The sequence below is a fragment of the Saccharopolyspora spinosa NRRL 18395 genome, assembly GCF_000194155.1.
GTDB classification, from domain to species: Bacteria; Actinomycetota; Actinomycetes; order Mycobacteriales; family Pseudonocardiaceae; genus Saccharopolyspora; species Saccharopolyspora spinosa.
The window spans coordinates 105150-127012 of the sequence record NZ_GL877881.1 but is presented as its reverse complement, the minus strand read 5'-3'; the positions used below and the strand labels follow the sequence as shown (position 1 = coordinate 127012).

Here is a 21863-nt window from a genome sequence, read left to right as displayed (position 1 = left end):
CTTTCAGGTCCACCTCCGGCGTCACCACCTCCAAGGGGAGTTCCAGGAATCACTGTTCCTCCTGTGATTCGACCACGTGTGACCACCTGTCATGGGCCGGATCTTGGTCCGTGACGGAAAAGGCGGACGGCCACTGATAGGTGGCGCAGACCGCATCGATCTCATCGGTGAGTTCCGCGGCGATACACTGTCCTCGCGAATAGTGTGCGAAGGGATCCGTAAAACAGGCCCCTGCGCCAGGAAACACCAGGGCCGGTTTTCATGATCGTCTTTCATGCGCCGCATCCAACCAGAAATACCGTCTGTGTCTACGGTTTCTCGCCGTCCACGCTGCGCTAGTTCGCGATCTCATGTCGATATGAAGGCAAGCAGGTATCGCAGTGGGTGTCTCAGGTCATTGTATCTGGTGTCCGTGATGGCATTTGCCGGTATTGATAATGACTTCTCCAGTATCCCTCAAGCCGATGCGATCGGCGGATGGTTTGCCCGTCTGCCCATCGCGTGTTGCCCGCTTGTGTACTGGTTCGATGAGTACCGGCGCTGCTGCTCCCGGCCAAGCGGGACGCCGGTCGTGGACCGCGAACTCAGCGAGATCGAAGATGTGCTGCGCGAATACCACCGGATTGATGATGCTCTGGTCCTGCCGGGTGCGGAGATCGAAGCGCACCTCGTGGTGACCGAACCAATGCAGCCAGCCGACTCTGTCGACCTGGTAAACCCTACTCCTCGGCACGTCCGGCGGGGCGGTGTATGGATTCGGCCGATGTTGCGGACACGGAAAGATCAGCTGGTGCTGTGCGATGCGCGGACACGTTCGCGCCGCTCGGCGGCGAGTCCTGCGTAGTGCCCGGCGTTTACCGGAAGCAGCAGGAAGGCGAGGAAGTTGTCAGCCCTGCGCGGAGCCAAGCATGTCGTCGAGAAGCTCATCTGCGGTGTGCAGGGTGTAGGGGCAAAAATGGGGTGAGGAGTGCACGGTCGCGGGCGTAGCGTCGGCGACCGTGATCGGTGAGGCGAACGCGGGAGATGAACCGGCGGACGGCTGGTTCCCCGAGAGCGTGGCCGCGTGCTATGACGCCCCGGGCGGTGCGAACGTGCCCGAGGTGGTGACGCCCGCGGTGGACGTCCTCGAAGACCTGGCCGACGGCCCGGTACTTGAGTTCGCCGTTGGCACCGGGCACATCGCCACGCCGCTGGCAGCTCGCGGCGTGCCGGTGAACGGTATCGAGCTGAGCCTGGCGATGGCGGCGCGGATCGCGAGCAAGCCGGACGGCGATGCGGTCGAGGTCACGATCGGCGATATGACGACGACGCGGGTGGCCGGTCAGTTCTCGATGGTCTATCTGGTGTTCAACACCATCAGCAACGTGACCACACATGGCTGAGCACATTCACGAGTACGCCGACACCGGGCCACGCGCCAGCGTCGAGGTAGCAACCGACGTCAATTTTCACATTGATCATGGTTCTGCCCACCAAGTGACGCTCGAAATTCGCGGACAACTGACGCCGATACGTCGGCGAACCCGCCGTGGCGACCGCTCTGGTGAATCACGCGGCACCCGTGGACAGCAGCAATCCTGCGACCGACCCCCCGGCTGGCAGGGCGGATACCAGCAGACGGGTGGGGGTGCGGTCTACGCGGTCGCGAAGCAGGGCGTGGCGATCGTGGTCACCAACGACCAGATGCCGACGGTCAAGGCGAGAACCGGAGCTCAACCAGGCGTGGTCTGCCCGCCCGCGCCAGTGGCGGATCGCAGGCGGGCAGATCACCCGGTTTTCAGCGTTGCCTGGCGCGACGCTTCCGGCTTACGAACACGAATGCCGCGCCCGCACCGAGGAGCACTACACCGAGGAAGATCAACTCTGGCAGGCCGGAAATACCGGTGTCGGCCAGCGAGTCCGTCGGCGTGTTGGATGGGGGTGGCGTGGGAGGCATCGGGGTCGTCGGAGGCGTAGAGGCCGGCGGCGTGGACGGTGGCGGTGTGGACGTCGGCGGCGGGGACGTCGGCGGTGCCTGTGGGATGTACACGCCGGCGTCGATCGTGTGATCGACTCCTCCTGGGTTGGCGGGCGCCGTGACAGGTGCGTATCCGTTGCACAGCTGCCCGGTGGTCGGCGGGATCACGTTGGAGTCATGTGCCCGGTCTTCACCGGCCGTTGGGAGTGTGAACCGCAGCTCGGTTGCCGGCGGCTGGTCTGGCACCTCGCTGGTGTTCGCGGTACACACGTCGAACTGCACGGTGTACTTCGCACCCGGTGTGAGCTCGTAGGCGGCGCCGACCCCACCGAAGTAGTACTCGCCGGCGGCGTCGGTCTTGGTCGTGGCGACTTGCTTGCCGCTGGCGTCCAACAGGTTGATCGTCGCAGAATGTAGGCCACCGAGCCCAGCGCGGTTTCCTGGTGCCCGCCGGAAAAGAACTCGCCCGGGAAGTATTCGACGACACCATTGCCCTGGCCGCCGTCGGTGGCGGATTTCGCGTGGTTGGGGCAGTTTCCGGTGCCTTCCCACAAGTATCCACCGGTGGGCTTGGCGCAGGCCATGTTGATGTCACCACCGGACATGCCGAGTTCCGGGGTGTCGTTGCCCGGCCGAGGATCCAGCCCCCTCGCGCTGAGGACGTCCATGAACCGGTCGCGGAAACCCAGGATCATCGAACCGTCACGGGCGAAGGCGAGGCTGGCCAACTCCGGCTGGGGATCGATGAAGGCGTTGCCAGCGCGGAAATTGTCCCAGTTTGACAGGTCGGTGTTCCACGGGTTCCAGTGGTTGTTCTGTCCCCCGCTCGGGCTACCGGCAAAGACGGCACCGCGCTCGGCAGTAAGCGGGTGGGTCAGCACCGTGCTGAATTGCTTGCCGTCGTAGGCGTAGACGACAGCCTTCAGGTCCGCCCGGTTCTGGGTGCTTTCCGCGGAACACACGCCACCGACGTAGAGCGTGTTGTTGTGCGTTTCAAGCCCGAACGGCCGCCAGTCGGTGGGCGCCGCGCAACCCGGGTCTGGGATTCGCACCGTCGCTTCGGGTCGTGATGCGGTGTCCCCGGTCGCATCGAAGCTCACCAGAGCCCGTGCCAGCAGATTCACCGCGTACAGCGTCTCGCCGTCTTCCGACAGGGCCAGGCCACCGATGCTCTCCTTGCCCGGCGCGTCGGTGAACCCGGCATCCTTAATCATGTTCGCGGTGTCGTGCGGCGTCACCGTGGCGCCCGGCACCTTCGCGAACAGGTTCGGCGCGCTTCCGCCCTTGGTCGGCACGGTGTAGATGGCGTCACCGCCATCCGGCCCGTACAGGGCGTACCGCCGGGCGAACTCGGCCCGAAAGTCGTGCCCACCTGGGATTGCGTGGCGAGCGTGGTCGGGCACGCCACGTCGCTGGGACACGAACCCCGGGTGTTCACTCCGAACGCCACCAACGCCCGGGTGTCGGTCCCACTAGCACCATTCTGGATCGGCACGAAATACCGGGAAGACACCACGAACTTTCCGGTGGCATCCGTGATGCCGGTGACGTGATGGCCAGCCGGGTCGGTAACGTCAACCTTCATACCCTGCTGCGGCACGTCCATTGTCGTGTTGATCACCCCGGTGCCAAAGAAATCCCGCAGCACCTCGACCGTCAGTGTGCCGTCAGCCGCTGAAGCCCCGGCCGCCCCTACCATCGGGCCTGTCGCGCTTCCTATCAGCAACAGCCCGGATAACCCCACACCCGCCAGCCGGCCCGTACGTTTCCCGGCTGTCCGGCTGAATCTTCTACCGGCTCGGTTCATAGCTATAGCTGTCCCCTTGTCAGGCGAACAAGAACCGGCCCATACAACCAGAACGGTGCACCGCATATACACCAAAAACCGGGGTGAATTAGGGGGTGAATCGCCGGACCTGTTAGCGTCGCGCCGCGTGCGGAGCATGAGAGTCCGGCAAGGTTTCCTGCGGTGCGGTGCTGGCCTGCGTCGATGGCTGCGGCCACGCTGGGTGGCGGCGGTTATTGGCATTGCGGGTGCGGCGGTGGTCGCGTTTCTGGTCATTGGTAACGGTTCAGGTCCTACCGGTCCACGTGTTGTGTCCTCGGATGAGGCGAACCGGTTGGCGGTTACGCGGTTTCGCAATTACCAGGCGGGGGGTCGCGCGGTGACGATCACTGTGCCGAGTGCCGCTGGTGGGTTGGTCGTCACAGGGTCCATCGATTACCGCGCCCGACTCGGTTATGGCGTGGTGCACGGCACCGGGCGCGATACGTCCAGCGGCGGGTTGATCGAGTGGACGGGTGCCACGGTGTTTGTCCACCCGATGGCAAACATCCCGGCGGCAGCACCGGCATCGCCGCCCGGGTCGGGTTGGTATAGCCGTTCGCTGCAAACGACCGGTAGTGCGCTGGACACGTCGTTGGCCATTGCGCTCAGTCTCGGCAGTGACCGGCCTGACAACGCCGCGCTACTGCCGCAGAACGGTGCTACCTGGACTGGGCAGGATCGGTTGGACGGCCATCAGGTGGACGTCATGACCGGGCCGGACGCTGGTGCCAAGCCTGGTACGGCGGGCAGCGTGCGCTACTGGATCGGCTCGGATGGGACCATGTATCGGGTTCAGGTCGATGTGGCGTCCGAGCCGCAGCCGGTGGTCATCGATTTCGGCACCGGGGAATATGTTCCGGTTCGGCCGGTACCCGGCGTCAGCCCGCCGCCGTAGCCCGCTGCTCAGGATGTGTGCACCAGTGCACTGCCGGCGAGCAGTGATGGTGACGGCAGAGGGATGGTTGCGGTGTCCGGTAGCGCCGGTACGGCCGGTACGGTCGTGGCGCCGGTGGTGGTGGCGTTCGGGAACTGTGGTTGCGCGTCGGGCACAGCCACATCGGTGAACGGGATACCGCCGGCCGCCTTCGGCCAACGCGACCTTCCTGATTTTCCCCGGTTTCGACCAACAACACCCGCTTGGTGCCACGCTGTTTCACTGGGCGGTTCGACCACAGTGGACAGTGGTGAATCAGAATCCATAGTGGACGTCAGAGTACGCCAAGCTCGTAAGCCCGCATCAGCGCGTCCTCGCGGCTTGACGCCTCTAGCTTGCGGTAGACGCTTTTCACCTGCGTGCGCACGGTGTTGACGGACACGACGAGCTTGCGCGCGACCTCCGCGATGGTCAGGCCCGCGCCCAGTTCGGTGAGTACCACCTGCTCGCGGTTGCTCAGTTCGACTAGTTGGACGCGTTCCGGGAACACCGGCCGGGCCAGCGCCAGTCGCTGTGCTGCCTCATCGGTCAGGGGGATGCTGGCCAGCCGGAACAGGTCGTCCCGATCGGCCGGCGACAACGAGGCGAGCGAGAGTACTTCATCGGGGGTGCGCACGTGGCTGATCAGCTGAACTGCCCGGTTGACCTCTTCCTTGTCGCCCATCCGCAGCGCGGCGATCGCCCTGAGGAGCAGCATCTGCCGGGAGTCCCGGCGCGAGGTGGTTTCGTGCCATGAAATACGCGAGGCTATCGCGCGGACCGCCTCGTATTCGCCGTTGAGCAGGCGGAGCCGGGCGGCAGGCAGCGTGAGCCACGACGCTTGCGGGTCCGCCTCCTTGATCAACCGGAGTGCGCGGGTGGCCTGGCCGGTGGCGATCAGCAGCTCGACTTGGGCGCGTCGCATCACCCGCACGGCGGTGCCCTGATTGATGAGCGCGGGCGCGTGGCTGAGCCGGAGCGTGCCGAGATGGGCCAGCGACGTCACCCGATCGCCGAGATACAGCCCGTGTGCAAACACCAGCGCCGCTACGAAGGGCCAGACTTCCAGCTGTTTGGTGCCGTCACCGGTGATCTCCAGGCTGTTCGCGAGGCTCGCCTCGTCGTAGCGGTCCAGCGCGTCCCAGCCCTCGGCTATCGTCCCACCCACGGTGAGCAGGAACCGGACCCGCTTGGACGGCGATGCGAAGCCACGCATCCGGTCAAGCCATTGTCGTGCGATGGCACCGTGCCCAAGATCGGCGAAGATCATGGCGAGATTTGCCGTCGCGTTGAGGGCAGTGGCCGCCGTTAGCGGCTCGACCGTCGCGTGCTCATACGCGTGGCGGTACAACTCGACCGCGGCCGGAAAGTCATCCATCAACGAACGCGTCAGACCACGTTGCATGGGAAGCCAGCCAGTGCGCGGTACCACATCGACGCCGGGCAGCGGGCTGAGTTGCGCCGCGCGGGTGGTCAGGCGCTGTCCCAACTCCTCGGCCTCGGCACACGCCCCTTGCATGCGTAACCCGATCATCGCCGCGGTGCCGACTGCGACCAGTGTCGCCACCGAAGTCTCGCCCGCGATGTCCATCGTCGCCGCCAGGCGAGTACCGAGTTCTGTGTAGTGGCGCAGGAACGGCCGGAGCTCGCTGACGTCTGATTGGTTCGCCGCGTGGTATGCGCAGATCCACGAGATCATCAGGCGCGGTCGTGCGCGCAGCTCCTCGTCCGGCACCTGGCTAAGCACGAGAAGTAGCCGAGCGGCGAGTTCGCCCTCAACCGCGAGGATGTGCTGGTCGCACAGGGCTTCGAGTGCGGTCCAGTCGCGGCCCTCGGCGGTCCTGGCTAACGCTTCCGGTAGATCGGCTACTGAGACACGAGCGGGTTGAGTGCTGTCCGGCACCGTCCTCCGCCCTTCCCCGAACCAAGCCGATAAATCTCACTCATAAGTATGAGGTACTGGGTCCTCGCGCGAGTGACCTACGGGAAATCCGCCACTGATGTCACCCGATCGGGACTGATGCCGCCCGATCGGGTAGGAGCGCTCATCTTGATCAGATAAGGAGCAGTTCCAGATTGGTTTGCGTGGCGGTGTGGGCGGCGGGACCTCAAACGCCGTATGGAATGTGGGTGCCCCTCCATCGGCAGCGTCCACGATCAGCGGCCAGATCGTCGCGGTGGCCTCGTCTGCGCCGAACCGCAAGCGAACTTCCGGCCATGCTGACCGAGAACGTAAGCCGTGCCCACCGAGGGTGGAAGATCGGCCCAGGTACTCACGTCGGCCGCCTTCCCAGCCTGCGTCTGTCGACGTTCAGCGCGTCCGGCTGGTGCGGTGCGGGCTTCGGTTTCGTCGGCCATCGCGGCAACCGCTGGTCACTACCAGTGCGCACGGCACGAAGACAGGATCGGCGCTATGCGAGCGCTACTCGTGCTGGGTGCTTCTCTTGCCGGATGCGGGTGGGCGTGGTGCCTGCATCGGGCTGCGCCGCTTGCGAACCGGTTTGCCGCTCTCTCCTGCCCCGCGCGCTGTTGCATCGTGGGAACCGGTTTCTTCCGGTGTGTTCTTGGTACGTGTCTTCTCGGTGCGCGGACCGGATGTGCTCCGGTTGGCCCCCCGCGCCGGCCGGGGCTCCTTTGCAGCACCTTTGGCTTGCGGGATCATGTCGGCATCGGTCTGGGTTCGAGCGCCGGCTTCGGAGCCCTTCAGCCTCTCACCGGCCCGGGTAAGGGCGCCGCCTGTTGCAGACAAGACCGCCCCGATACTGCGGGTCACGCCGGTGCGCAGCCGTCCGAGCCGCCCCTCACTACCGGATTCGCCAATCTTTTTCGTTACTTGTCCAGTGCGGGACTTAGGCAGGATGGCAGCGTCGGAAACGGTCCGACCAGCGCGCTTCAAATCGGACTGGGTCCGCCCGCGGACTAGCGGGACGTTCCGCAACTTCCCACCCACGGTGTGGACGAGCGGACCAGGGTTGAGCCGCCGAAGCTCCCGGATCACCTTGCGGGCGGTCATTCGCAGCTCAAGCTTCGCCAACCACCTCTGCACGTAACCGACGACGGTCGCCAGAAACACCTTGATCCGAGTCATCGCAACCTCCGGCGCTAATCACATTGCCGGAGATCGCGTCCGCCCAATGAGAGCGGGAACTCGATCTCGGCCATGTCCGAGTTGTTGCGCTCGGTGTTCCCCAGTCCCGGCGATTGAAACCACGTGATGTGAACGACTTGTGCCCGTCGCCGCACCGGACGGTTGGGCAGTGGATCGGTTATCGACAGCCACCCCGTGGGGTAACCTCGATGCATGGCTTCGCTGGGCAAGGCCGGGGCCAGGCCTCGGAAATTCCTGGCCCGATTGGTCGGATGGCTACGGGAGGCCGCTGGGCGGATCGTCCGCGACCTGCTGGTCAAGGGCTCCGAGGTGCTACGCCGAAAGGTTCCGGCCTGGTTGGACAAGCTAGCCAACTCGGCGAGCGGTTCGCCGAGCGTGCAATCTGGACTGGCTGGGGTTTCCGCAGCCATTAGGGGGAAGCACCCGTTGTGGCCGGCGGTGAAGGCCGCCGTCGCCGGACTGAGCGTCAAGGTCAAGGTTCTCCTGGTCCTTGGTCTTGTCCTCGTCCTACTGCTGGGGCCCGTGTTGCTTGTGCTGCTCTTGTTGTTCCTGATCATTGTGGTGATCAGGACGATGCGACTGCGACGCAATGAGGAGCTTGTTGCTTTACGTTGATAGTGGGGTGATTCAGAGTTGTATGGCCCGCACATCGCGGTCGCTTTCCGAGCGCAGACCATCGTCATCGCCGCTACCAGCGCTTGAACCTTCATCGACTGACTGTGCCGGGAAACCATGACGAATCGCGCTGAACGCTGGGAAACGGAAGAGCGGGGCGCGCATACCGCGCTTTGGCATCGGGAGGGGGCGTTATGTTGGTCCGGATCAAGGTGTACCTGGCGGCTTTCATCGGCTACCTGCTGGGCCGTTGGCGCATGGGCAAAGCCGCCTTGCGCCTCGCGCGCCTGCTGGCGCGCAAGAAACTGACCATCATGGGACCTGCCCGCCGGCGGGCAGCCTCGAATCAAAGAAAGCTACAACTTCAACGCGCAGGTCTGACTGCTGCAGGCGTTATGGCCGGGGCCGGCGCCGCCTACGCTGCCTATCGCATGACCCGCTCGGTCACGCTCGAAACCAGCGAAGCCGAGCAACCGGCTGGCGAAGGCCCGCCAGGGGAAGGAGCTGTGTCGCTAGGCGAGAGCACGGACGAGACAATCGTTCCGCCAGAGGGTGCTATCCCGGCCGCACGCGAGGCACCCAAGGCAAGAGCGAAGAAGAAGGCAGCGGAGAAGGGGGTCGAACACTGACCCGTTACCAAGCCACGGTCATCTAATTCGGGTGCCGGAAGGTCTGGGTCAGGAGGGGTTCGCCTAGTGGACCTCGGCCATCAACACCACCGTGCAAGCACCGGGCGGCGACCGCACCTCCTTCATCTTCGTCTTGCAAGGCAAGCGCATACTGGTCGGTGAGTACGGTGTTCGTGCGTCGGTGGAGCGGGCCTGTGAGGTGCTCCACCGATCAAGAAGGTCTGTACGGCAGAGGCATCCGCACCTCGGAGAAGGGAGGCGGCGCCATGACGTGGTTCCCTCGCCTGCTCGGTATCGGTACGGCCGCACTTGGTGCGACCATCGTTGTTCGTCCAGAAACGCTGGCCGTTCCATGCGGACTGACCGACGCGGCCGGAAAAACTTCCCCAGGTATGGCGGCGCTTTGCCGAGGCATCGGCGCTCGAGACGTTGTGTCGGGACTGGCCCTGGCCTTCGCTCCCAGCCCGAATCCGTTGCGACTGGCCGTAGTAGGTCGCGTGGCGACCGACATCGGTGACGCACTGCTGCTGGGCAGCCTTAAACCCGAACCGCCGACGCGGAGCACTTTGGCGACGTTCGCAGCCGGCCGAGGCTTGCTGAGCGCACTGATCGGTTTGACCATAGGCTCAGTGCCAGCGGATGACGAATCCGTGGAGCCGGGCGATGAGGAGGCGCATCGCCGGGATCTCCACGAGCACGACACCTCAGATCCTTCCTGGCACCTTCGAGACTGGGTGAGTGGGATCGTGGACGAGGAACTCCGGGAGGCCGGACTGGTCCGGTGATCTCGATTTCGAGTCCAGGCAACGATATTCCATCGTGAGGGACAGCCGCGATGGCATAGGGTGATGCGTTTCAAAAGCAGTTTCGATCATGAAATCGACCTGCGGCTGGGGTTTCCTGTGTCCAGTGGGCGGGTAGCCTGGCGAGATGGTCGTGGTAGTCGGCTGATCGGGCTTCGACGCTTGATCGATATGTACGGTAGGAGCGTCGAACCCTGGCTGCACTCGGTTGCGTGAGTTGATCGTGACTGCGGGCAACGGGCCCGCCCGGCTGTTCGGGCAGGGAGCTGATTATGAAATCCGGACCTCAAATCGCGCTGGCAGTAGCCGTCGGCTATGCGCTCGGGCGCAGTCGCAAGATGAAGCTCGCGATCACAGCCGCGGGGATGTTGGCGGGACGACGTTTCACGGATCCCAAGGAACTGGTGGCCAAAGGCAGCAAACTGCTGGGAGCGTCTCCAGAGGTGCAGAAGCTTACGGGAGAGGCGCGAGAGCGATTGTTGGACGCGGCCAAATCAGCGGCGCTGGCGGCGGCGACGAGCAAGATCGAGTCGCTTGGTGACAATCTGACGAAGCGTGCCGCCGGTTTGCGTGCGGTCAACGTCGAAGGGGCCGGAGAGCAGCTTTCGAGTGCCGGGAAAGAAGTGACCAGCCTCGGCGAAAAGGCGATCCGGCGAAGGACGAGCTCGGAAGGGACTCCCGCGGCCGACGAGGACGAGACCGAGTCCGGCGGAAACGACGAAGAACAGGCTGCGGAGCAGCCCTCGGAAGGCAGGACGGAACGCCACCGCGCTCCCGAACGCTCCACACCCCTGAGCGGTCGGCGGGCGAGGTCTGCCACCGAGAAGAGGGAAACCACGAGGACGTCGCAAGCCAGTGCGCGGGGCAGGGCGACGTCTGCGGCCAAGTCCTCCAGTGGTTCGAGCGGCCGGGCAGCGAGCCGGAGCGTCGGTTCGCCGGGGCACGGCCAGCGCAAGCAGGCGGCGCCCCCGAGGTCCAAGCCGTCTGGTCCTAAGAAGACGTCTTGAGTGGGCTGGGTGATGACGATGGCGCAACCGTCCAGCGAAAATCGCGAATCTAGATCGGGTGGCTTGTTGCGAGAACTGCCGCTCGAGCCATTGAAGGCCGGCGCCAAGGAGCTACTGATGTCGGCCGGGGAGCGTGCAGCCGGTTTAGTCGGCGACAAGGTCGAAGAAATGGCCGGACGGCTGACCGAATCGGCGGAGAACGGTGGCGCCGGGCTGATGGCAGCGGTCACGGGCAGCAAGGAACTGGCAGCAGGCGGATCTCCGGTCAAGTCGGCGCTGAAGGCCGGTTTGACGGGTATGACGGAAAAAGTCAAAGGTGCACTGGGCATGGGCGGCGGAAAGGGAGGGAAGAAGGGGAAATCCAAGGTGGTGAACATCATTGAGCACAATGATGTTGGGCTGCCGATTCGCGTCGTGTTCGCGTCGTGTACGACCAGTGGACCAGATTCGAGGATTTCCCGAGCATGACGAAGAAAGTCCTTAGCGTGGATCAGGAGTCAGACGAAAAGGTCAACTGGCAGGCGCAGATCTTCCTCTCGAAGCGGAGCTGGCAAGCCACCATCGTCGAACAGGTTCCCGACGAACGGATCGTGTGGACTTCAACAGGCGCGAAGGGGACAGTGGACGGCTCCGTCACCTTCCACGAGCTCGCGCCGGACATGACCAGGATCCTGCTCGTCATCGAGTACTACCCGCAAGGGTTCTTCGAGAAGACCGCGTACATGTGGCGCGCGCAAGGCCGCCGTGTTCGCGCCGACTTCAAGTACATCAAGCGGCACCTGATGACGCGGACGATCTTGGAGCCGGAAGCGGTCGAAGGGTGGCGTGGCGAGATCCGAGACCGTGAGGTCGTTAAGACCCACGAAGAGGCTTTGCGCGAAGAAGAAGCGGAGTACGGCCCTGAGGAAGAGCCGCAAGAGTACGAGGGCGAGTACGGCGAAGCCGGCGAGGTCGGTGAGGAGGGCGAATACGGCGACGAAGGAGAGGAAGGAGAGGAATACGGAGAGGAAGAAGAGGAGGGCGAATACGGCGACGAAGAGGAGGAGGCGGACTACGGCGAAGAGCCGGAAGCCGAGGAGTACGAGGGTGAAGGCGAGGAGGCGTACTACGAGGACGAAGGCCGCGAAGAAGAAGACCAGCGCGGCCGACGGCGCCGCGAAGCGGTGACGTCCAGCCGGAGAAGGTGATCACATGACGGTCGCGAGCATGCAAGGGGGCGGCGGATCGCCGGTGCAGCGCGGATCGTCGGGTGACTTGGCGGAAGTCGTCGAACTTATCCTGGACAAGGGACTCGTCATCGACGTCTTCGTTCGGGTTTCCCTGGTGGGAATCGAGATTGCTACCGTCGATGCGCGGGTTGTAGTGGCCAGTGTAGACACCTACCTGCGGTTCGCCGAGGCGACCAACAGACTTGACCTGGAGCAGAAGGGCGGCAAGGACCTCCCGGAGCTGGTGGAGGGCATGACGCAGAGCACCGTCGAAGGCAAGACCAAGGGAGTGATCGACGCTGCCAAGGACAAGTTCGACGAATTCCGGAGTGGCGATCAGGCGGCGAAGCGGGAGAAGCAGCCCATCAAACGCAGGGAACTGCGGGATCGGGAGCGTGAACGATGACCACGCGCGCGAGGCGCCCCGAGGATGTCCGGACCGAGCCAGCAGGCGACGTCGAGAAAGCCGTGTATGTCTACGGCATCGTCGGTCGCCGAGAAGAGCTGCCGGACGAGCTTCCCTCCGTCGGGGATGACGAGGCCAAGGTGGTGCTGGCCTCGCGCGGCGAACTCTCCGCGTTGATCAGCGAGGTGCGGCTGGTTCGACCGCTTGGCACCCGTGCGGATCTGGTTGCGCACGAGCGTGTCCTCGACACCCTCGCCGCCGAAACCACGGTGATACCGATGCGTTTTGGTTCGGTCGTGACAACTGAGAATGCGGTCGTCGAGGAGCTGCTGGACCCCCATCACGACCACTTCGAGGCCATGCTCACCGAACTCGAAGGACTCGTTCAGTTCACCGTTCGGGGCAGATACGCGGAGAGCGCGCATCTGCGCGAGATCGTGGATGAAGTGCCCGAGGTCCAGCAACTGCGCGAAGATCTCGGCGGACTGCCCGAAGACGCGGGCTACGCAGAGCGCTTGCGGCTGGGTGAACTGGTCAGCAACGCCGTCGCCCAGAAACGCGAATCCGACGCGGAGACGCTGATGGCCTCGCTCGAACCGGCCTCCGCTGCTTCACTTTCACATGCGGTCGCAGCCGAAGACGATGCCGTGCACGTCACGTTCCTAGTCGATCGCGAGCAGATCCCGCAGTTCGAGCGAGCCGTGGACGAACTGGGGGAGCGGTGGGCGGGACGGATCGGCCTGCGCTTGATCGGTCCGCTCGCGCCCTACGACTTCTTGCCGGGAGCCTGAACATGGGACTCATCACCGGGCTTCTCACTCTGCCCCTGGCACCAGTACGGGGTGTCGCATGGGTTGCCGAACAGGTGAAGCAGCACGCGGAGCAGCAGTATTACGACCCTGCGCTGATCCAGCGCCAGATTGCGGACGTCGACGATGCCTACGCGGCCGGTTGCCTGTCCGACTCGGAACGCGACCGGTTGCACGAAGACTTGCTGAACAGGCTGTTCGAGTCGCAGCGGAGACGTCGAGGAGAGGAGATGTGACCTGGTGGCTATGGCGCGGCGCGACGGATCAGGAGATCGCGAGCCGCCGGCGGAGCGCCGTCGGCGCAACCCCGCGCGGCAGGCGGAATCCAGGACGCCGCCAACCAGAAGCAGCCCGGAGAAGGGCCGGAAGCCGGAGCGGGCGCGCCAGGAACACGCCAGCGACGATGACAAAGGCCAAGCGCAAGCACAGCATTCACTCAAAGCGGCCCAGGTGGCCCGGCTGGCCGTACGCCAAGTGCACGAGCTGACCGGTCGACAGCCGGAAGGCGTCACGTCCCTTGAGCGGTCCGAAAGGGGCTGGGTCGTGGGTGTCGAGGTGGTCGAGAGCCGCCGGGTTCCGGACACGGCCGACATCTTGGCCGTGTACGAGGCAGAACTGGACGATGACGGTGATCTCGTTTCTTACCGCCGGGTCGACCGCTATGCCAGAGGGCGAGGCAACGAACGATGAACGGCTATGACGGCAGCGACCGGGCCACCGCTCCTGCGGTGCGAGGAGGCGGCGCACGCGCACCGACGTGGTACGGCGAGCGAGCGACGTCCACACAGCCGCAGTCCGCGAACCTTGCCGACATACTGGAACGGGTCTTGGACAAGGGCATCGTCATCGCCGGTGACATCCAGGTGAACCTGCTGGACATCGAACTGCTCACGATCAAACTCCGGCTGGTCGTAGCCTCGGTAGAGCGCGCCCGCGAAATGGGGATCGACTGGTGGGAGCACGACCCCACGCTGTCCTCCGGCCACCGCGACCTGGTCGAAGAGAACCGGTCGCTGCGATCACAGGTGCGTGAGCTCGAATCCGGGCGCAGCACGACCGAGGCCGCGCTGGAGGAAGGTGCGGACGAGCCGTTCCCCGAACCCCATTGGGAGGTGCGCGAACGCAGCACTAGGGAGCAGGGCCGTGGCTGAAACGCTCTCTTACGTCTATGCGATCTTGCGAGCGGGCGTGGACATTTCCGGGCATGTGGCAGGAATCGCCGGGTCGGAGGTCCGTCTGGTCACTTCCGGTGGCCTTGCCGCACTTGTCAGCACAGTCGACGCCGCGGAGTTCGGCGAACAAGGTCTGCGCAAGAACCTGGAAGACATGCGCTGGCTGGAAACGACGGTCCGGGCACATAGCCGGGTCGTCGAGGCCGCCATCACCGCCGCGCCTGTCGCCCCGCTGGCCTTGGCCACGGTCTACTACAACGATGATCGCGTTCGGGCCGCACTCGCGGAGCGCGGACCCGCGTTTGCCGAAGTCCTGGAGCTCATCTCCGGTCATGCCGAGTGGGGTGTCAAGGCGTTCGCTGACGTCAGCAGGAAGGAACAGCGGGAGCCCACCGCCTCGGGCCCCGGAGAGGCCCAGGACCGGCCAGGGCAGGCATACCTCGGCAAACTCCGGGAACGGCGGAAGGGACAGGCCGAGGCGGAGCGCGATGCGTGGCAGCAAGCCGAAGAGATCCACGCTGCGCTCAGCGATCTGTCTCATGCGAACCGGGTACACCCACCGCAGAATCGTGAGCTCGCGGGCTATCAGGGGCTGATGGTGCTCAACGACGCCTACCTGGTGGACGAGGCGCGCACCGAGGAATTCATTGCGGCGGTGGAGAGCATCGCCGCGGAAAGCGCCCTGCGGATCGAGCTGACCGGGCCGTGGGCCCCGTACTCGTTCGCGATGGTGGAAGGTGCGGATCGGCGGTGAGCGCGATTCGCGCGGGCCGTGACATCAGCCCGCTCACAGTTCGCGACTCCCGGGAGATCGCACTCGTCGATCTGCTCGATCGGTTGTTGGCGGGCGGCGTCGTGCTGGCCGGCGACGTAACCATCTCGCTGGCGGGTGTCGACTTGGTGCGGGTGTCTTTGCGAGCCATCATCACCTCGATCCACGACGTCACGGTGGACGCCGACTCGTGGGAGCAGGTCGACGATGGGTGAGTCTTCGCGTGACCACCGACCCGAGAGGCAACGGGGACTGCCGCACCGCATCGAAACCGACGCGGAGTCGGTCCAACGTGACCTGGTCCGGCTCGTCCTGACCATCATCGAACTGCTGCGCCAGTTGATGGAACGGCAGGCCCTGCGCCGGGTGGATGCAGGCGGGCTAGACGAGGACCAGGTGGAAGAGCTGGGCCTGGCTCTGATGAAACTCGAAGAGGCGATGGCCGAGCTCCGCGACCGCTTCGGCTTCGCCGTTGAGGATCTCAACCTGGACCTTGGGCCGCTCGGCCCGCTGCTTCCTCGCGATGACTAACCACAACGGAAACCGCCGTTTGATCGCGATGCGCGGCTTTCTTCGTCGCCTACGCCGTGGCCCTGGTGATGTGACATGTCCTGCGCATGTCAGCGGGTACGACATCTCCTGGAGGTCTCTCTCGGGTCTGTTCTCTGCACCGCACCACCAGGGCGATGCGGTCCTTCATATCTTGCTCTCATGCGCGGGTACGGTGGATGATCAGCCGATAGATCAGCAGCAGGATGAGCGAGCCGATGATTGCCCATACGAAGCTCATCACGTTGAAACCGCTAACGCCTGCGCCGCCCATTACGCGGGTTGAAATCCAGCCTCCGAGAAGTCCGCCCACGATGCCGATCAAGATGGTCACGATGATCCCGCCAGGGTCACGGCCGGGCAAGATGAACTTGGCGATAGCGCCAGCGATCAACCCGAACAGGATCCAGCTAAGAATCCCCACGGTGCTCTCCTCCTTCAGGTCTTTCAGTACCTATGGGGTTTCCCAGACTGGGATCGTTGTATTCGTGAGTGGATGTGGGCATCGGTTCAGGCGGTGGGAGGGTGTGCGCATGCGTCGTCTTCGGACATTTCACGGCGACCAGTCGGTCGTGCTCGGCGAGCTGGCGCTCTTGGCGTTCCTGCCTATAGCGTTCGCGTCAGTCGCGCTAGCGTTGCCGCTCGGCTCCGGGGCGGCCTGCTCGGCGGTTTCTGCCTCGGCCAGGCGGCGTTCTACGACCGGTCGTAGAACGCGGTGATGCCGCTTTTGACGAGCCGTTGCCACGCCGACTGCATGGCCTGCCGTCGGGTCTGGGTGCCGGTGAGTATTCGGTCGGACGCGCGGTGACCACCCCCAGTATCGTAAGTTTCTGATCTCCATGCAGGGAGTCCAGTCCTGTGGGAAGACGGAGGCGCTGAGCTACGGCTCGAAAAAGAAGGTGTGGTCGACGTGCAGGCGCATCAACGCATCAACGCATCAACGCATCAGCGCTTCAGCGCTTCAGCGGTTCAGCGTGTTCCCACGGCATCGGGGCGGGGATCGGGTACAGATCTCGAGTCCAGGCGAGCTCGCGGTGGGCACTGGCGAACACTGCGAAGTCCTTGGGGAAGGCCGTGATTCGGTTGACCTTTCCGGTGGCCGGGTCGGTGAGCTGCTCGGCGAGGCACCGCCGTGCGAGGCGCTCGGCCCCGGTGATGGCAACCTCGACGGCGGCGATGGCAGCACCGGCGTTGCAGGTGGTGGCCAGGTGCAGGCCGAACTCGTACTTCGAGTAGTAGTCCGCGCATCCGGCGATGCGCCATACACCACCGGTAGTGGTCTCGAACTCACTGAAGTCCAGCTGCCATACCCGATTCGGCCCCGTGGGCGGCTCCGCGAACGCGCTTCGGGGGCCTTGGCAAGCTCCCCCGCTCGCGCTGATATTCCACCGGCTGCAGCAGATTCCGTCGCCGCATCGCCCGCTCGGTCGGCGTCCCAGCAGGTCTCGAACACAGGAACTAGACTTCATAGGGTGGTGGAATACCGGATCGACGATCTTGCACGGGCTGCGGGTACGACGGTGCGTAACGTGCGCGTCTACCAGGACCGGGAGCTGCTGCCGCCGCCTCGCAGGGAAGCGCGAACGGCGATCTACTCCGACGCCCATCTGGTGCGACTGCGGCTGATCATCAACATGCTGGAGCGCGGGTACGCGTTCGCGCAGATCAAGGAGATGATCGCGGCGTGGGAGTCCGGGCGCAGCCTCGGCGAAGTGCTCGGGCTGGAGGAGGTCGTCGGCGCGTCCTGGGCGGAGGAGGAGCCGCGCGCCGTCACGGTGGGCGAGCTGCGCAAGAAGTTCGGCAAGCAGTTCTCCCCGTTGAACATCAAGCGGTCGGTCGAACTGGGCCTGCTGGAGCGGCGCGGTCGCAGCTTCGTCTCGCCGAGCCCGCAGCTGCTGGACGCCGGCGCCGAACTGGTCAGCCTCGGCGTCCCACTCAACGAGGTGCTGGACCTCGCCGAGCAGCTGCAGAAGGACATCGACCACGTGGCCGAGATCCTCGTCGAGGTCGTGCGCAAGCACGTGCTGACCCGACCGGTGCCCAGCGACGATGAGATTCCTTACTACTCCGAGGTGATGCAACGCCTGCGGCCGCTGGTGATGTCCGCGCTCAACGCGGCCGCGGCGCGCTCGGCGGAGCGGGTTATCCCGGGCGTGCTCGGCGACCGCCTGGTGGAGCTGCTGGCGAACGACCAGAAGCCCGGCGAAGGCACCTGACCGCGCGATCCGCGCGATCCGCGCGGGCGTTCGCGAAGCTAGCTGCCCGTGAGTGCTCTTGTGCGCCGGAGAGGCTGTGCCTGGCTAACTGGCGTGAAGCGAACGGCCTGTTCACTTCGATAGGCGGCACTAACGGTCCGTTCGCTCCGTTCTTCTGCTGTGCGTCCCGGGTTGCTGGTGTGGAGCGAACGGCCTGTTTGCTTCGATAGGCGGCACTAACGGTCCGTTCGCTCACGTCAGCAGTGCCTGGCTAACTGGCGTGAAGCGAACGGCCTGTTCACTTCGATAGGCGGCACTAACGGTCCGTTCGCTCCGTTCTTCTGCTGTGCGTCCCGGGTTGCTGGTGTGGAGCGAACGGCCTGTTTGCTTCGATAGGCGGCACTAACGGTCCGTTCGCTCACGTCAGCACCTCCCCAAACAACCGCTATACCACCCAAAAGTACTCACGGGGCCTGAACAGGCGATACGTGTCGCCGCACCGAACGTGTCCTTTATGGATTCATGGCGGCTTCTCAGCGAATGGGATGTTGTTCCCCTGCCGTGGTGGTCCGTTTTGTCCTCGGCTCATGATCTTGTCGAGCAAGTCGGCAAGAGGTGCCTTCGCCGCCCTTCATCCGCGCGGTTACGCAGTCGCGACTTGGCGGGTCGGTGCCGTGGTGGCGGCGGGGAGCGGACGTTCGCGGAGCATGAGCACTGCCGCCACGACCACGACGACGCCGGTGGCCGCGTGGATGCCGAAGGCTGCGGCGGGGGTGCCGCCGTGGGTGAGGACGGTGATCGTGTCGCCGAAGGGGATGATCGCGTCCGCCAGCAGCACCCAGGCCAACGCGCGTCGCTGGCGCAGCGCTAGCAGCGTGAAGATGACTATTGCGCAGACGAGGTCGCGCACTCCCTTGATGGCGAAGTAGCCTGCCGCGTCGCCTTGCGGCCAGTTGGGGATGCCGAAGCCCGCCGCCGCTCCGTTCGGGTCGATCAGGAACCTCGTTCCGAAGGAGACCACGAAGAGGGCGAGTAGGACGGTCAGGCCGGTGTTGAAGCGTCGCAGCGTCATAACTGACTCCAGGTGTTCTAGCGTCGATCTGTTTTCTAGCGACGCTAGTAATAGCCTCGCTTGATTGTCTAGCAGTGCTAGCATTTCGTCATGTCTGTCAAGGAGCGCAAGGAGCGGGAGCGGGCCGAGCGGCACCGGTTGATCGTCGATTCGGCGCGGGAGCTGGCCGAGGCCGAAGGCTGGGACGCCGTTACCACCCGGCGGCTGGCGGAGCGGGTCGAATACAGCCAGCCGGTCTTGTACAGCCACTTCAACGGCAAGGACGCGATCATCGCCGCCGTCGCCATCGAGGGGTTCGCCGACATCGCCGCCGAACTCCGCCGGGCTCGCCGGAGTCGTCGCGCGCCCGAGGTCGCCCTGCGCGCGCTGGCCGACTCCTACCTGGGCTTCGCCCGGGACCGTCCCGCGCTCTACGAGGCGATGTTCGTGCGGCCCCTGGACATCCCCTTCGGCGCAGCCGACTCGCCGGCCGCGCTCAAGGAAGCGTTCGGCGAGTTCGTCGCGGCGCTCGAACCGCTGGCCGGGGACCGCGATCTGGAAACCCTCGCCGAGGTGTTCTGGAGCGCCCTGCACGGCCTGGCCACCCTGACCCGCGGCGACAGGCTCCGCACCAGCCAACAGAAGGCCCGCCTCGACCTCCTAGTCGACCAGTTCGTCCAGACCGGCCCATAAGTCCCTGGGACGTCACGAGCCGCTCTGGCACGCTGTGGAGGAGGGTGCAAGTGCTATGGCGGCGAGGTCGAACATCGAACAGCACGTGGTCGAGCGCGACCGGGGCCGACGTATCGCCGAGGCGATCTACGGGACGCTGGTGCTGCTGGCCGCACTCGATTACATCTCGGCCGAACACCACGGCGCGGGGGAGACGGCCCTGACGATCGCGGGCGGAGCGGTGGTGCTCTTCATCGCCCGGCTCTACTCCGAGGGGGTGGCGCAGCGCATCGCGGTGGACAGCGGGCGTGGGGAGGCATTGGCCGGGATCGTGGCGGCAAACTGGCCGGTCGTGGCGGTCGCCGGAATCCCGATCTTTCTCCTGGTCATCGCCACCGCGAGCTCGTTGAACCTGGATCTCGCGCTGGACATCGCGTCCTGGTATTGCGTCGCGCTCCTCGGCTTGTCGGTGTACGCGGCAGCCCGATTGTGCCACGAAAGGATTTCTCGCCGGCTCTTGTTCACAGTCGCGACGTTGGCGGCGGGACTGCTCATCTCGGCGCTGGATGAGATCCTGACGTAGTGGGCTGTGCCTGCTGACGGGGCTGTTGGAAGCATGCTGTTGCTCGCGGAGAAAGCCGGGCGAGGTTGCGCACCGGCACCGGCCGTCGCCCCAATTCGTCTAGGCTCGCTGGTGATTCCCACGCGACGGCGCTGCTCGAAACTATCCTGGAGATCACAGGGTGACTGAAGAACTGCTCGCAGCCGCAAGGGAATCGGCCCGGAAGCTGAGTGCGGACGCCGGGGAAGTTCCGGTCACGACCGTGTGGATGCGGTGCGAGCACTTTTCCAGTGCGGATTGGTGGGCCGGTTCGCGGGGTTCTCGGAGGTGGTGCTTTCCTGTTGGGACGGTGTTTCTGGTCGCTTCGGCTGCTACGTGGTCGATCAGCTGCCAGACGTTCGTCGCGCCTTCTCCTGCTCCCGCGTGTTGTGGGAGGCGCCGACGGTAGACGTACATCAGGGTCATGCCGAGGAACAGGGAGAGCAGGCAGGCCAGGGCGGTCCAGAGCGGTGGCATCAGGCGGTTCCTTCCGTTCGGGCGGCCGTGGTCGGTCGGTTTTCCCTTAGCAGGTGGACGACTTCTTCGAGGGCTGCGGCGGTCTTGTCGATGTCCTCGGCGTCGAACTCCGCGAGTGCCGACTGGCAGCTGGGCTGACACAAAAGGAACTCGCGGGTCAGATCGGCGTCAGCTACGTGTCGGTGTCGCGCTACGAAACAGGTACGCGGTCGCCGAAACCCGAAGACGTGGCCCAGATCCTGGCAACGCTCGGCGTAACCGGAAAGAGGTACACGGAGCTGGTCGATATGGCTCGTGGAGCTGATCAACCGAACTGGCTGGAGACGGAAAGAGTGGACTCCGCCGCGAGCTGACGACGATCATCGAGTTCGAGCGCACCGCGACGCGGATCGTTGACGTCGAAACGAGCATCATTGCAGGACTTTTGCATACCTCGGACTACGCGCGGGCGATCATGGGAGTGGTGCCCGGACATGATCTCGAAGCACGAGTGGCGACGAGGGTAGGTCGCCGTGATGTGCTCTTCCGCAAAGAAGGTCGCGACTGTGCGAGCTGGCGATGAGTCCGGTGGAATCAGGCAAAGCTCATTGCCAAGCTTGCTGAGGAGATGGAGAGCAAGGCATGACTTAGAGCCCGCCGGCTGGCGGAAATCTAGCCGCTTGCAGCAGAAGACTGCGTGCGTCGAGGTTGGGCGCATCGAGGGAAGCTGGCGGGAGTCTTCCCGGTCTCAGCAGGTGAGCGCGTGCGTCGAGGTCGTCCCAACCACCTACGGCGCGGCGGTTCGGGACACGAAGGACCGGGCTGCTGGGTACTTCACCACGACCGCTGACCAGTGGCAGTCGTTCGTCACCGCTATCAAGACGGGGCGGTTCGAGCGCTGATGGCTCGGGGCCGTGAGCCTCTTAGGCAGCTATCGCAGCCCAAAAGACCCACGGCCCCGTTACCAGCTGGAACGCGCCTACTTGCCGAAGCCCGCCCGGCGGAGGGCGTCGGCCATCGATCCGGCGGGCGCGTCGTTGCGCTGACCGCGCTGGCCTCCGCGTCCCTGGCCGCCCCGGCCTTGACCGCCGCGTCCCTGGCCGCCCTGACC

General features: G+C 64.9%; 29 protein-coding genes and 3 pseudogenes. 25 read left to right on the top strand and 7 right to left on the bottom strand.

The window, feature by feature from the left end; genetic code table 11:
• The first annotated feature begins 397 nt into the window (after positions 1-397).
• From SSPN_RS0133935 to SSPN_RS63335, 3 genes and pseudogenes are all read left to right on the top strand, one after another.
• Positions 398-844 (top strand): hypothetical protein, encoded by a 447-nt coding sequence (locus tag SSPN_RS0133935; protein ID WP_148272079.1) that lies wholly within the window; start codon positions 398-400, stop codon positions 842-844.
• Positions 845-998: 154 nt separating this feature from the next.
• Positions 999-1373 (top strand): annotated as a pseudogene (locus SSPN_RS47130) (methyltransferase domain-containing protein); the annotation flags it as partial.
• Between the two features lies 1 nt (position 1374).
• Positions 1375-1653 (top strand): annotated as a pseudogene (locus SSPN_RS63335) (hypothetical protein); the annotation flags it as partial.
• A gap of 124 nt (positions 1654-1777) precedes the next feature.
• Here the strand turns inward: SSPN_RS63335 and SSPN_RS60820 are convergent.
• Positions 1778-1936 carry an LPXTG cell wall anchor domain-containing protein gene (locus tag SSPN_RS60820; protein WP_237710889.1) on the bottom strand — a complete coding sequence of 53 codons (159 nt, stop codon included), beginning with the start codon at positions 1934-1936 and terminating at the stop codon, positions 1778-1780.
• On the opposite strand from SSPN_RS60820, the gene SSPN_RS60815 reads away from it, so the two are divergent.
• Entirely contained in the window at positions 1884-2048 is a 165-nt protein-coding gene (locus SSPN_RS60815) for a hypothetical protein (protein ID WP_010313784.1), read from the top strand. The two genes, SSPN_RS60820 and SSPN_RS60815, sit on opposite strands and share 53 nt — an antisense overlap.
• A 41-nt stretch (positions 2049-2089) precedes the next feature.
• On the opposite strand, the pseudogene SSPN_RS62325 reads toward SSPN_RS60815, so the two are convergent.
• Positions 2090-2509, bottom strand: a pseudogene (locus SSPN_RS62325) (SdrD B-like domain-containing protein); the annotation flags it as partial.
• A 1613-nt stretch (positions 2510-4122) separates the two neighbouring features.
• Between SSPN_RS62325 and SSPN_RS0133920 the strand changes: the two are divergent.
• Complete coding sequence (locus SSPN_RS0133920; protein ID WP_237710517.1) at positions 4123-4680, top strand: hypothetical protein; 558 nt, start codon at positions 4123-4125, stop codon at positions 4678-4680.
• Positions 4681-4993: 313 nt separating this feature from the next.
• On the opposite strand, the gene SSPN_RS0133915 is transcribed toward SSPN_RS0133920, so the two are convergent.
• Complete coding sequence (locus SSPN_RS0133915; protein ID WP_237710888.1) at positions 4994-6289, bottom strand: helix-turn-helix transcriptional regulator; 1296 nt, start codon at positions 6287-6289, stop codon at positions 4994-4996.
• Positions 6290-7999: 1710 nt separating this feature from the next.
• Here SSPN_RS0133915 and SSPN_RS47120 point away from each other — a divergent pair.
• From SSPN_RS47120 to SSPN_RS0133845, 14 genes are all read left to right on the top strand, one after another.
• Positions 8000-8422 carry a hypothetical protein gene (locus tag SSPN_RS47120; RefSeq protein ID WP_010313771.1) on the top strand — a complete coding sequence of 141 codons (423 nt, stop codon included), beginning with the start codon at positions 8000-8002 and terminating at the stop codon, positions 8420-8422.
• A 194-nt stretch (positions 8423-8616) separates the two neighbouring features.
• Positions 8617-9051 carry a hypothetical protein gene (locus SSPN_RS0133900; protein WP_010313769.1) on the top strand — a complete coding sequence of 145 codons (435 nt, stop codon included), beginning with the start codon at positions 8617-8619 and terminating at the stop codon, positions 9049-9051.
• Between the two features lie 266 nt (positions 9052-9317).
• A complete protein-coding gene (locus SSPN_RS55770) occupies positions 9318-9836 on the top strand; it encodes a hypothetical protein (protein ID WP_143539531.1) in 519 nt (172 codons plus the stop codon).
• 290 nt (positions 9837-10126) lie between these two features.
• Positions 10127-10861: a hypothetical protein gene (locus SSPN_RS47115; protein WP_010313764.1), complete on the top strand. Its 735-nt coding sequence runs from the start codon at positions 10127-10129 to the stop codon at positions 10859-10861.
• Entirely contained in the window at positions 10862-11329 is a 468-nt protein-coding gene (locus SSPN_RS60805; RefSeq protein ID WP_010313762.1) for a hypothetical protein, read from the top strand.
• Positions 11326-12048, top strand: a complete 723-nt coding sequence (locus SSPN_RS60800; RefSeq protein WP_237710887.1) for an SRPBCC family protein — start codon at positions 11326-11328, stop codon at positions 12046-12048. The genes SSPN_RS60805 and SSPN_RS60800 overlap by 4 nt, the downstream gene beginning before the upstream one ends.
• A 4-nt stretch (positions 12049-12052) precedes the next feature.
• Positions 12053-12475 carry a gas vesicle protein GvpJ gene (gene gvpJ / locus SSPN_RS0133880; RefSeq protein ID WP_010313757.1) on the top strand — a complete coding sequence of 141 codons (423 nt, stop codon included), beginning with the start codon at positions 12053-12055 and terminating at the stop codon, positions 12473-12475.
• Positions 12472-13266, top strand: coding sequence for a GvpL/GvpF family gas vesicle protein (locus SSPN_RS0133875; protein ID WP_010313755.1), 795 nt, complete (start codon positions 12472-12474; stop codon positions 13264-13266). Before gvpJ ends, SSPN_RS0133875 begins: the two co-directional genes overlap by 4 nt.
• Before the next feature lie 2 nt (positions 13267-13268).
• Entirely contained in the window at positions 13269-13520 is a 252-nt protein-coding gene (locus tag SSPN_RS0133870; protein ID WP_010313753.1) for a gas vesicle protein GvpG, read from the top strand.
• Positions 13521-13530: 10 nt separating this feature from the next.
• Entirely contained in the window at positions 13531-13974 is a 444-nt protein-coding gene (gene gvpO / locus SSPN_RS50095; protein WP_010313751.1) for a gas vesicle protein GvpO, read from the top strand.
• Positions 13971-14435, top strand: a complete 465-nt coding sequence (locus SSPN_RS47105) for a gas vesicle protein (protein WP_010313749.1) — start codon at positions 13971-13973, stop codon at positions 14433-14435. The genes gvpO and SSPN_RS47105 overlap by 4 nt, the downstream gene beginning before the upstream one ends.
• Complete coding sequence (locus SSPN_RS0133855; protein WP_010313748.1) at positions 14428-15210, top strand: GvpL/GvpF family gas vesicle protein; 783 nt, start codon at positions 14428-14430, stop codon at positions 15208-15210. Before SSPN_RS47105 ends, SSPN_RS0133855 begins: the two co-directional genes overlap by 8 nt.
• Positions 15207-15443 carry a gas vesicle protein gene (locus SSPN_RS47100; protein WP_010313746.1) on the top strand — a complete coding sequence of 79 codons (237 nt, stop codon included), beginning with the start codon at positions 15207-15209 and terminating at the stop codon, positions 15441-15443. The genes SSPN_RS0133855 and SSPN_RS47100 overlap by 4 nt, the downstream gene beginning before the upstream one ends.
• Positions 15436-15759 (top strand): gas vesicle protein K, encoded by a 324-nt coding sequence (locus tag SSPN_RS0133845; RefSeq protein WP_010313744.1) that lies wholly within the window; start codon positions 15436-15438, stop codon positions 15757-15759. The genes SSPN_RS47100 and SSPN_RS0133845 overlap by 8 nt, the downstream gene beginning before the upstream one ends.
• Before the next feature lie 178 nt (positions 15760-15937).
• Here SSPN_RS0133845 and SSPN_RS0133840 read toward each other — a convergent pair whose 3' ends face one another.
• Both SSPN_RS0133840 and SSPN_RS47095 read right to left on the bottom strand, forming a co-directional pair.
• Positions 15938-16201 (bottom strand): GlsB/YeaQ/YmgE family stress response membrane protein, encoded by a 264-nt coding sequence (locus SSPN_RS0133840; protein ID WP_010313741.1) that lies wholly within the window; start codon positions 16199-16201, stop codon positions 15938-15940.
• A gap of 529 nt (positions 16202-16730) precedes the next feature.
• A complete protein-coding gene (locus SSPN_RS47095; RefSeq protein ID WP_010313739.1) occupies positions 16731-17246 on the bottom strand; it encodes a hypothetical protein in 516 nt (171 codons plus the stop codon).
• Positions 17247-17249: 3 nt separating this feature from the next.
• On the opposite strand from SSPN_RS47095, the gene SSPN_RS0133830 reads away from it, so the two are divergent.
• Entirely contained in the window at positions 17250-17993 is a 744-nt protein-coding gene (locus SSPN_RS0133830; protein ID WP_010313737.1) for a MerR family transcriptional regulator, read from the top strand.
• Positions 17994-18615: 622 nt separating this feature from the next.
• On the opposite strand, the gene SSPN_RS0133825 is transcribed toward SSPN_RS0133830, so the two are convergent.
• Entirely contained in the window at positions 18616-19044 is a 429-nt protein-coding gene (locus tag SSPN_RS0133825; RefSeq protein WP_010313736.1) for a DUF4267 domain-containing protein, read from the bottom strand.
• Between the two features lie 90 nt (positions 19045-19134).
• Between SSPN_RS0133825 and SSPN_RS0133820 the strand changes: the two genes are divergently transcribed.
• On the top strand, positions 19135-19716 hold the full coding sequence (locus SSPN_RS0133820; protein ID WP_010313735.1) for a TetR/AcrR family transcriptional regulator: 582 nt from the start codon (positions 19135-19137) through the stop codon (positions 19714-19716).
• A gap of 55 nt (positions 19717-19771) precedes the next feature.
• Positions 19772-20278 (top strand): hypothetical protein, encoded by a 507-nt coding sequence (locus SSPN_RS0133815; protein WP_010313733.1) that lies wholly within the window; start codon positions 19772-19774, stop codon positions 20276-20278.
• Between the two features lie 153 nt (positions 20279-20431).
• Here the strand turns inward: SSPN_RS0133815 and SSPN_RS0133810 are convergent, their stop codons facing one another.
• Positions 20432-20773 carry a hypothetical protein gene (locus SSPN_RS0133810; RefSeq protein ID WP_010313731.1) on the bottom strand — a complete coding sequence of 114 codons (342 nt, stop codon included), beginning with the start codon at positions 20771-20773 and terminating at the stop codon, positions 20432-20434.
• Positions 20774-20826: 53 nt separating this feature from the next.
• Between SSPN_RS0133810 and SSPN_RS58815 the strand changes: the two genes are divergently transcribed.
• The 3 genes from SSPN_RS58815 to SSPN_RS62320 are packed head-to-tail and all read left to right on the top strand — an operon-like array spanning position 20827 to position 21654.
• Positions 20827-21126 carry a helix-turn-helix domain-containing protein gene (locus SSPN_RS58815; RefSeq protein ID WP_010313729.1) on the top strand — a complete coding sequence of 100 codons (300 nt, stop codon included), beginning with the start codon at positions 20827-20829 and terminating at the stop codon, positions 21124-21126.
• Entirely contained in the window at positions 21087-21335 is a 249-nt protein-coding gene (locus SSPN_RS63085) for a Scr1 family TA system antitoxin-like transcriptional regulator (RefSeq protein WP_420188565.1), read from the top strand. The genes SSPN_RS58815 and SSPN_RS63085 overlap by 40 nt, the downstream gene beginning before the upstream one ends.
• Positions 21289-21654 carry a DUF397 domain-containing protein gene (locus SSPN_RS62320; protein ID WP_083822256.1) on the top strand — a complete coding sequence of 122 codons (366 nt, stop codon included), beginning with the start codon at positions 21289-21291 and terminating at the stop codon, positions 21652-21654. Before SSPN_RS63085 ends, SSPN_RS62320 begins: the two co-directional genes overlap by 47 nt.
• Positions 21655-21863 lie beyond the last annotated feature (209 nt).

Coding starts and splice junctions, on each gene's coding strand:
- SSPN_RS47095 (WP_010313739.1), bottom strand. CDS start 17,246: ATGAAGTCTAGTTCCTGTGTTCGAGACCTGCTGGGACGCCGACCGAGC.
- SSPN_RS47115 (WP_010313764.1), top strand. CDS start 10,127: ATGAAATCCGGACCTCAAATCGCGCTGGCAGTAGCCGTCGGCTATGCG.
- SSPN_RS62320 (WP_083822256.1), top strand. CDS start 21,289: ATGTGCTCTTCCGCAAAGAAGGTCGCGACTGTGCGAGCTGGCGATGAG.
- SSPN_RS0133915 (WP_237710888.1), bottom strand. CDS start 6,289: ATGGACATCGCGGGCGAGACTTCGGTGGCGACACTGGTCGCAGTCGGC.
- SSPN_RS60820 (WP_237710889.1), bottom strand. CDS start 1,936: ATGCCTCCCACGCCACCCCCATCCAACACGCCGACGGACTCGCTGGCC.
- SSPN_RS47105 (WP_010313749.1), top strand. CDS start 13,971: ATGAACGGCTATGACGGCAGCGACCGGGCCACCGCTCCTGCGGTGCGA.
- SSPN_RS0133845 (WP_010313744.1), top strand. CDS start 15,436: ATGGGTGAGTCTTCGCGTGACCACCGACCCGAGAGGCAACGGGGACTG.
- gvpJ (WP_010313757.1), top strand. CDS start 12,053: ATGACGGTCGCGAGCATGCAAGGGGGCGGCGGATCGCCGGTGCAGCGC.
- SSPN_RS0133870 (WP_010313753.1), top strand. CDS start 13,269: ATGGGACTCATCACCGGGCTTCTCACTCTGCCCCTGGCACCAGTACGG.
- SSPN_RS0133900 (WP_010313769.1), top strand. CDS start 8,617: ATGTTGGTCCGGATCAAGGTGTACCTGGCGGCTTTCATCGGCTACCTG.
- SSPN_RS55770 (WP_143539531.1), top strand. CDS start 9,318: ATGACGTGGTTCCCTCGCCTGCTCGGTATCGGTACGGCCGCACTTGGT.
- SSPN_RS0133820 (WP_010313735.1), top strand. CDS start 19,135: ATGTCTGTCAAGGAGCGCAAGGAGCGGGAGCGGGCCGAGCGGCACCGG.
- SSPN_RS0133810 (WP_010313731.1), bottom strand. CDS start 20,773: ATGCCACCGCTCTGGACCGCCCTGGCCTGCCTGCTCTCCCTGTTCCTC.
- SSPN_RS0133875 (WP_010313755.1), top strand. CDS start 12,472: ATGACCACGCGCGCGAGGCGCCCCGAGGATGTCCGGACCGAGCCAGCA.
- SSPN_RS0133825 (WP_010313736.1), bottom strand. CDS start 19,044: ATGACGCTGCGACGCTTCAACACCGGCCTGACCGTCCTACTCGCCCTC.
- SSPN_RS60800 (WP_237710887.1), top strand. CDS start 11,326: ATGACGAAGAAAGTCCTTAGCGTGGATCAGGAGTCAGACGAAAAGGTC.
- SSPN_RS47120 (WP_010313771.1), top strand. CDS start 8,000: ATGGCTTCGCTGGGCAAGGCCGGGGCCAGGCCTCGGAAATTCCTGGCC.
- SSPN_RS0133815 (WP_010313733.1), top strand. CDS start 19,772: ATGGCGGCGAGGTCGAACATCGAACAGCACGTGGTCGAGCGCGACCGG.
- gvpO (WP_010313751.1), top strand. CDS start 13,531: ATGGCGCGGCGCGACGGATCAGGAGATCGCGAGCCGCCGGCGGAGCGC.